Origin of the sequence: Mesorhizobium sp. M7A.F.Ca.AU.002.02.1.1 (genome assembly GCF_003998535.1) — a bacterium.
Taxonomy (GTDB): Bacteria; Pseudomonadota; Alphaproteobacteria; order Rhizobiales; family Rhizobiaceae; genus Mesorhizobium; species Mesorhizobium ciceri.
This window is the reverse complement of the sequence record NZ_RZPB01000269.1, coordinates 1-7,390: the sequence shown is the minus strand read 5'-3', so window position 1 is coordinate 7,390 and position 7,390 is coordinate 1. Positions and strand designations below refer to the sequence as shown.

Sequence of the window (7,390 nt, the reverse complement as noted above, 5' to 3'; positions counted from 1 at the left end):
GCCGTCATCAGGGCGAATATCCGCCGCGGCGCGCTTGGCGCCTGCTGCCGGGCGGCCTGCAGGCCAAATGCGGTGATGGCAATGAAGGTGCCACCGAGCAGCACGCCGGCAAGCAGCGGCCCGGTGGCGCCGCCGATGGCGACGCTGGCGGTGACGCCGGCAACTTCGATGAAGCACGCCAGCGCATAGGCGGCATAAAGGCCGGTCCGGGCCGCGATCTTCTGCCAGAGCCAGACTGAGGGAAAGCCCGCAAGACCGGCGACCATCCACACCATGGCCTCGAAGACGCGGCTGCCGCCGCCTTGCCGGACGATGGCGACCAGGAATGTCGCCGTCACCACATAGCCAAAGCCGAACAGGCCGTAGGCGACGATGACCTTGACCAACGACCGGTCCATCCGCAGTGCCGGCTCGCGGGTGGCTTCGCCGTTGCCGAGCGGACCCTCATTGGCCAACAGCGCAACGAGGACGAAACCACAGGCCGAAATCGCCGCCGACCACAGCCAGCCTGCAGCCCAGCCCGAATGCTCGGCGACCAGCACCGCCATCATCGCCGCCGATGCCGCTATGCCGAGCCCGACGCCGCCGAAATGCCAGGCCTGCAGGTCGTTGCGACCGGCAGCCGCGATGTGGCTGAAAACGGTGCTGGCCATGAACACCATGACGAAGGCGCTGGCCAGACCGGCCAGAAAGCGGATAGCGAGAAAGGCCGTCATCGCTTCGGTCAGCCCCATCAGCGCGGCAAGGACCGTACTGGCGCCAAGCCCCGCCAGCATCAGCAGGCGCTCGCGCCCATGCGCCCAGCCGCCCGCCGCTGCCAACGCGCCGACGAGATAACCGAGATAATTGGCCGACGCGATCCAACCGGCATCGGCAGGCGACAGATGCAATTCCTGCATCATGCCGGGCAGGATCGGCGTGTAGACGAAACGGCCGATGCCCATGGCAACCGCCATGGCAATCATGCCGGCGAAGGCGAAACGCAGCGCTGTCGAGGTGGCTGATGTCATTGCACTGCACAATAAGTGCAGGGGTCGCTGAAACAATCGCCATCTGTTGGGCCAGCGCGTGCGCGGGACGTGGTGCTCGCCTCGACTTTCCTCAAGCCGGAACGCTTGGCGGCTGCTCAGCAGCGGCCGCCGGCGTGCAACGGGGCCGTCTCGTGCACTGTCCGCCGTGCCGTCAGCCTGAACGGCACATCGCCCAGTTCGCGTTCCGACATGGTGTTCAGCACCGGATGCGAAAGCGGATCGGTCAGCCATCTCTGCGTTTCGCTGTCCGGGTGCGGCTCATACGGCGTACTCGCAGCGAAAAAGACCTTCAGCGACGACGACAAGATCCTCAGCATTTCCGGCTCCACAGGTCTGTCTCTTCCGATAAAATCCGCCGTTTCGACATGCCTTTCAATTGAGATTTCAGCCGGATCAGTTTAGAAAAACTCAATGGCCATGCTCAACCGCGTCCACCTCAACGGCCTGCGCGCCGTCGAAACCGTTGCCCGTCTCGGATCGCTGGCGGCGGCCGCCGGTGAGCTCAACGTTTCCGCAGCCAGCAGATAAGCCGTACCGAAAAACAGCTCGGCCAGGCGCTGTTCGAGCGAACGGCGAGCGGTCTGGTGCTGACCGAATTCGGCGCCGTCTTCGCGGCCCGCCTTGGTGCTGGATTTCGTGAGCTTTCCCAGGCCGTGGCGCTGGCCGACGAGGCTACGCAATGCACATTGGTGGTTTCGGTGGCGCCGGCCTTTGCCTCGAAGTGGCTGTTGCCCAGACTATCTCGCCACTTCGACCGGCATCCCAACGTGCTGCTGCGCATCGACGCTTCGGTGCGGCTGGTCAATCTCGATCACTCAGACATCGACATCGCCATCCGGCTTGGCGACGGCAAATGGCCGGGCGGGCGCACGGAACTGCTCTTGGCGCAGGAAGTCTTCCCGGTCTGCGCGCCGGCGATTGCCCAAAAACTGAAGTCGATCGAGGACCTTGCCCAGACCTGCGCGATCACCGACGAGCGAGCAATGATCAACTGGGAAAGCTGGTTCGAGACGGCCGGCGTCCCACCTGTCAGCTTCCTCAAGGGTGCGCGTTTCACCGACCCGATGCTGTGCCTGGAATCGGCGATTGCCGGCCACGGCGTGATGCTGGGCTGGCAATTGCTCGCCGCGGATGCGCTGGCCGACGGGCGGCTGGTGGCGCCTTTCGGTATCCGCGCCCAGAGCGGGCTCGGCTATTGGCTGGTGACCTCGTCCGTCAAGGCGGAAAGCCGCAAGGTCCGGGATTTCAAGGTCTGGATCAGGGAAGAGATCGAAGCAACCATGGCGCGGTTCGGGTCCGCAAACCCAAAACCCGCCGGCGCGATCGCGGTGGAAAGCGCCGCGCCGCCGCTCTATGGTAGGTCGGACATCAAACTACGACAGGCAGGATCATGACCACACATTCGCGCGGCGTTTCCGCATCAATCGACCCGGTGAAGCTCGACAGGCTGGCGGAAGTCGCCATCAAGGTCGGGCTGCAATTGCAGCCAGGGCAGGATCTGGTGCTGACGTCATCGATCGCGGCACTGCCGCTAACCAGGCGGATCGTCGAGCATGCCTACAAGGCCGGCGCCGGCCTGGTGACGCCGATCTTCAACGATGACGAGATGACGCTGGCGCGCTACCGCTTCGGCGCCGATGCGAGCTTCGACCGCGCCGCCGGCTGGCTCTATGAAGGCATGGCGAAGGCCTTCTCCAACAATGCGGCCAGGCTTGCGGTGCGCGGCGAGGATCCGTCGCTGCTCTCCGCACAGGATCCGGCGAAAGTGGCGCGCGCCAACAAGGCCAATTCGATGGCTTATCAGCCGGCGTTGGAAAAGATCACCGGCTTCGACATCAATTGGAACATCGTCGCCTATCCGGACCTCGCCTGGGCCAAACAGGTCTTCCCCGGCGATGCCGACGATGTTGCGGTCGTGAAACTCGCCGATGCCATCTTCGCCGCGTCGCGGGTCGATGTGGAGGATCCGATCGGCAACTGGAGGGCGCACAACGCGGCGCTGCGCAGCCGCACCGAATGGCTCAACGGCCATAATTTCCATGCGCTGCACTTCACCGGACCGGGCACCGACCTGACGGTTGGACTGGCGGACGGCCATGAATGGATGGGCGGCGCCTCGACCGCCAAGAACGGCATCACCTGCAACCCCAACATCCCGACCGAGGAGGTCTTCACCACGCCGCATGCGGGGCGAGTCGAAGGCCATGTCTCCTCGACCAAGCCGCTGTCCTACCAGGGCACGCTGATCGACGACATTTCGGTGCGTTTCGAAGAAGGCAGGATCGTCGAGGCCAAGGCATCGAAGGGCGAGGACGTGCTGAAGAAAGTGCTCGACACCGACGAGGGCGCGCGCCGTCTCGGCGAGGTGGCGCTGGTGCCGCATTCCTCGCCGATATCGGCCAGCGGCCTGTTGTTCTTCAACACGCTGTTCGACGAGAACGCCGCCTGCCACATCGCGCTCGGCCAATGCTATTCGAAGTGCTTCGTCGACGGCGCCTCGCTCAGCCAGGACGAGATCGCCGCGCGCGGCGGCAACAAGAGCTTCATCCACATCGACTGGATGATCGGCTCGGACAAGATCGACATCGATGGCGTCCACAAGGACGGCGCCCGCGTGCCTGTCATGCGCAAGGGCGAGTGGGCCTGAGGGTTCCAGCCAGGAGGTGTGATGGCCTTCAAGATCGCGGTCAAGCGTATCTACGAGCCGCCCGCTGCCGATGACGGGCAGCGGGTTCTGGTCGACCGCATCTGGCCGCGCGGCGTCAGCAAGCAAGACGCCGCGCTGACGCTGTGGTTGAAGGACATCGCGCCGAGCGACGAGTTGCGCAAATGGTTCGGACACGAGGCGGTGCGCTGGGCGGAGTTTCAGGAGCGGTATGGCGCTGAGCTGGATGGGAATGGCGCGGCGGTGACGCAGTTGCGAGGCCTGCTGGGTAACGGCAAGGTGACGCTGCTCTACGGCGCGCTTGACGAGGCGCACAACAATGCGGTGGCGCTGGCGGGGTATCTGCGCGGACGCTGAGATTTTATGGCGGTCGGCGGGACAGCGCCCCCCCTCTGGCCTGCCGGCCATCTCCCCCTCAGGTGGGGAGATCCGCTGTCATCATCTTCTTCGCAAATCCCGAACGTGACAGGAATGGCGGAGCGGCGAAGCTGCCAATCTCCCCACTTGAGGGGGAGATGTCCGGCAGGACAGAGGGGGGCGCCACGGAACACCGTGGACCGAGAGGCAGCTCTACTCCCCCACCGCCGCCTCATAGACATCAGCCTTGAACCCGACCATAACCCGGTCGCCTACCTCCAGAACCGGCCGCTTGATCATGGTCGGCTTGGCCAGCATCAGCGCCTTGGCGCTCTTCTCGTCGAGACCCTGCTTTTCCTTGTCCGGCAGCTCGCGGAACGTCGTGCTCGCCTTGTTGAGCAGCTTTTCCCAGCCGACCTTGCCCGCCCAACCATCCAGCCGCTTCGCGTCCAGTCCCTCGGCCCTGAAATCGTGAAACCGGTAGGCTACGTCATGGCCTTCCAGCCAGACGCGCGCCTTCCTGACCGTGTCGCAGGTGGTGATGCCGTACATGGTGATCGTCAAAAGCGTGCTTCCTTGGCTGACTGTCGAATCCGTTCCACAGACTAAACCGCCCTTCCCGATTTGCCAGAGCCGTTGCCATATCTCCGTTCCACATGACGGCCAGGACAATGTCCTGGCCGTCTAACCTCCAGATCATGCAGCAGCGATGTGAGCCGGAAGCCGGGGGTCCGGCCTCAATAATAGAAGCGCTCTTCGGTGATCTTGCCGTTTTTGACCGTGTAGAGGCCAACTTCATCCATGGTGACACGCTCGCCGGTAGCCTTGGGCGTTATGTCGAACTTGAAGCGCACCGCGAACTGGTCGCCATTGACATAGGGGCCTTCGACAGAGCCGCCATGGACTTCATTGTTCTCCTGCCACCACTGGCCCTTCTGCCTGAGAGCCTCCTTGCCACGGGAGATGGCCATCGGCCCCTCCATGGCTTCGTAGCTCACGATATCGTCGGAATTGTACTTCTCGGCGGCAGCTTCGTTCTCGCCCTGCTTGAGCAGCTCGGTAAAATCCTTGGCAATTTCCGCGATGGTCATTTGCGTTCCTCCTGTTCAGACGCACTGCAAATAGGCAACGACTCGCTGGCCTGCCATCGTCGGACCACGGGGTAGCTGACAAGCCATGTCAGGATGATGGATATCGCTCGGAGTATGTGACGACGATGTGAGCACATCACATCGCGCTCAGCGGCCAACATTCCGGGAAAACGTACTTCTTCAGTCCGCGCAAGCTGTGCACAAGGACGAACTCTCGTGCAACAAAGCTGATTGGGCCCATAGGCTGTTTGGGGACAAGTTTTCGGTCATATGCAAGCGTCAGATGCGGAACGAAACCATCTGACGCCTTGAGGCCTTCGCGCAGCATTTCGACGCCGAGCTTCCTGCTCAACTCACAAACCGGTCCGTCATCGGCGAGAAGCACGAAAGGGTGTTTGGCTGGCTTGCCCCTAGTCGCCGGTCGGCCGGGAAAGCTACTGGCATAGCGAAAGGTAACCTCGAACGGGGCCATCGCAATGCGCCGTCCCGATCGGGCGGCCGCAAAAAGAATTTTGGACCGTAGCCTTTTGTAATCACCGACATGCTGCAGGCTGACGTGAAAACGCTCCGGTAGCAGTTGGTCGCCGGTTACCCCGCATTGGCCGCATAGCCGATTTTGACAATCGGCAAAGCGCGAATGGTCCTTAGACTGCAAAAACAAACCGAAGAACACGCGCTCGGGCCGTTTAGGCCGCCATGGCGGCTCTGGAAGTCCATAGTCGAATTCGCCTTGCAGATACATACGCACACGCCCGGCAAAGAACGCTCCTGTTTTGCTCCATTCCGGAACAAAACAGGAACGCTCTCCTTGAGTCAAGCCTGGAATCTATTCGAGCTCACGCCCAGCAGCCGATGATACCCTCGACCTCGAGGAAATCGTGGATCGCCCAGTTGGCCCCGGTTTTTAGAGTTCGATGAACTAACCTGGCAGCACTGGGCAGTTGGCGCCACGGCGCAGGCTGATATGCGCCACGTCGCCGACCTGGAAGCGAAAACCCTCGGCCTGGCGCGGCGCGTCGATGACGACAGGTGCGCCCTGCCCGAGTTCGGCATGCAGGCGCAGCGTGCGGCCGTGAAAGACGACGCTGTTGACGCGCGCCGGTGCGGTGCCGGGCGCGGCCTCGGTCATCGCCAGCAAATCCTCCGGGCGCACGCCGATGGTGCGGGTAGCGCCCTCGGCAGGTGCCTCGCCGGTTTCAGAAATAGCCTCCAGCGGCAGGGTGCCGGCGGTGAAACGCAAGCGATCGCCATCGCGGCCGACAAACCGTGATTGCAGGAGATTCATGGTGCCGATGAAGCTCGCCACAAACTTCGTGGCAGGCCGGTCATAAAGTGTGGCCGGCGGTGCGATCTGCTCGATGCGGCCCTTGTTCATGACGACGATGCGGTCGGAAATCGACAGCGCTTCGGTCTGGTCGTGGGTGACCATGACGAAGGTGGTGCCAAGCCGCGACTGCAGCCGCTTCAGCTCAACCTGCATCTGTTCGCGCAGATGCGCATCGAGCGCCGACAACGGCTCGTCGAGCAGCAGCACGCGCGGCTCGCAGACGATGGCACGCGCGAGCGCGACGCGTTGGCGCTGGCCGCCAGACAGTTCGGAGACACGGGCGCCAAGCTTGTCGGCGAGACCGACCATGTCGAGCGCTTCGCCGGTGCGCTTAGCCTGTTCGGCTCCAGACAGTTTGCGCAGCGACAGACCGAAGCCGACATTTTCTGCAACATTCATGTGCGGGAACAGCGCGTAGTCCTGGAACACGGTATTGACCGGCCGGTCGAACGGGCGAAGTGCCGTGATATCGCGGCCGTCTAGCAGCACCTTGCCGCTCGACGGGCTTTCGAAACCGGCGATGACGCGCAGACTGGTGGTCTTGCCGCAACCCGACGGCCCGAGCAGCGTGATGAACTCGCCGCTGATAATGTCGAGATCGACGGCGTCGAGCCCGACGATGCCGCCAGGAAAAATCTTCGAGACCGCCTGCAGCCGGACGAGTGGATCAGGCGCCATCGCGAACCTCGGACGGCTTCGTGGTGTTGACCCAGAGAATCTGGCACCGCTCGGCGCCCGGATTGCGGAAGGCATGCAAAAGCGTGCTCTTGAAGGCAAAGCTGTCGCCGGCCTTCAGCACGTACTTTGTCGAATCCACCACCAGTTCGACCTCACCAGCCAGCACGAAGCCGAATTCATGGCCGGCATGCTGGTGACGGTGGAAGCCGGCGGCGGCACGGCCGAGGCCTATGCGCATGCC

Annotated in this window: 9 protein-coding genes and 1 pseudogene; 3 read left to right on the top strand and 7 right to left on the bottom strand. The window is 63.1% G+C overall.

Translation table 11 applies throughout. The features are described from left to right. On the bottom strand, positions 1–1,010 hold a 1,010-nt coding region (locus EN879_RS17580; RefSeq protein WP_127274153.1), incomplete at its 3' end, for a YbfB/YjiJ family MFS transporter. A 116-nt stretch (positions 1,011–1,126) separates the two neighbouring features. Next, complete coding sequence (locus tag EN879_RS17575; RefSeq protein ID WP_063167643.1) at positions 1,127–1,348, bottom strand: hypothetical protein; 222 nt, start codon at positions 1,346–1,348, stop codon at positions 1,127–1,129. A gap of 94 nt (positions 1,349–1,442) precedes the next feature. Here EN879_RS17575 and EN879_RS17570 point away from each other — a divergent pair. The 3 genes and pseudogenes from EN879_RS17570 (at position 1,443) to EN879_RS17560 (ending at position 4,053) form a co-directional block, all read left to right on the top strand. Beyond that, positions 1,443–2,425, top strand: a pseudogene (locus EN879_RS17570) (LysR substrate-binding domain-containing protein). Next, positions 2,422–3,678, top strand: a complete 1,257-nt coding sequence (locus EN879_RS17565) for an aminopeptidase (protein ID WP_063167642.1) — start codon at positions 2,422–2,424, stop codon at positions 3,676–3,678. The pseudogene EN879_RS17570 and the gene EN879_RS17565 overlap by 4 nt, the downstream one beginning before the upstream one ends. A gap of 21 nt (positions 3,679–3,699) precedes the next feature. Continuing rightward, on the top strand, positions 3,700–4,053 hold the full coding sequence (locus EN879_RS17560; RefSeq protein ID WP_063167641.1) for a DUF488 domain-containing protein: 354 nt from the start codon (positions 3,700–3,702) through the stop codon (positions 4,051–4,053). 213 nt (positions 4,054–4,266) lie between these two features. Here EN879_RS17560 and EN879_RS17550 read toward each other — a convergent pair whose 3' ends face one another. The 5 genes from EN879_RS17550 to EN879_RS17530 form a co-directional block, all read right to left on the bottom strand. Next, positions 4,267–4,617 (bottom strand): ArsC family reductase, encoded by a 351-nt coding sequence (locus EN879_RS17550; RefSeq protein WP_063167640.1) that lies wholly within the window; start codon positions 4,615–4,617, stop codon positions 4,267–4,269. A gap of 173 nt (positions 4,618–4,790) precedes the next feature. After that, a complete protein-coding gene (locus tag EN879_RS17545; protein ID WP_013532858.1) occupies positions 4,791–5,144 on the bottom strand; it encodes a nuclear transport factor 2 family protein in 354 nt (117 codons plus the stop codon). A gap of 136 nt (positions 5,145–5,280) precedes the next feature. Further along, positions 5,281–5,886, bottom strand: coding sequence for a hypothetical protein (locus EN879_RS17540; protein ID WP_063167639.1), 606 nt, complete (start codon positions 5,884–5,886; stop codon positions 5,281–5,283). A gap of 177 nt (positions 5,887–6,063) precedes the next feature. Then, positions 6,064–7,149, bottom strand: coding sequence for an ABC transporter ATP-binding protein (locus tag EN879_RS17535; RefSeq protein ID WP_027164193.1), 1,086 nt, complete (start codon positions 7,147–7,149; stop codon positions 6,064–6,066). Continuing rightward, on the bottom strand, positions 7,139–7,390 hold a 252-nt coding region (locus EN879_RS17530), incomplete at its 5' end, for a cupin domain-containing protein (protein ID WP_164774449.1). The genes EN879_RS17530 and EN879_RS17535, both read right to left, overlap by 11 nt.

What these genes read in the sequence shown, in the direction of transcription:
- EN879_RS17560 (WP_063167641.1), top strand. Translation starts at nt 3,700, where the DNA reads ATGGCCTTCAAGATCGCGGTCAAGCGTATCTACGAGCCGCCCGCTGCC.
- EN879_RS17545 (WP_013532858.1), bottom strand. Translation starts at nt 5,144, where the DNA reads ATGACCATCGCGGAAATTGCCAAGGATTTTACCGAGCTGCTCAAGCAG.
- EN879_RS17565 (WP_063167642.1), top strand. Translation starts at nt 2,422, where the DNA reads ATGACCACACATTCGCGCGGCGTTTCCGCATCAATCGACCCGGTGAAG.
- EN879_RS17575 (WP_063167643.1), bottom strand. Translation starts at nt 1,348, where the DNA reads ATGCTGAGGATCTTGTCGTCGTCGCTGAAGGTCTTTTTCGCTGCGAGT.
- EN879_RS17540 (WP_063167639.1), bottom strand. Translation starts at nt 5,886, where the DNA reads ATGTATCTGCAAGGCGAATTCGACTATGGACTTCCAGAGCCGCCATGG.
- EN879_RS17535 (WP_027164193.1), bottom strand. Translation starts at nt 7,149, where the DNA reads ATGGCGCCTGATCCACTCGTCCGGCTGCAGGCGGTCTCGAAGATTTTT.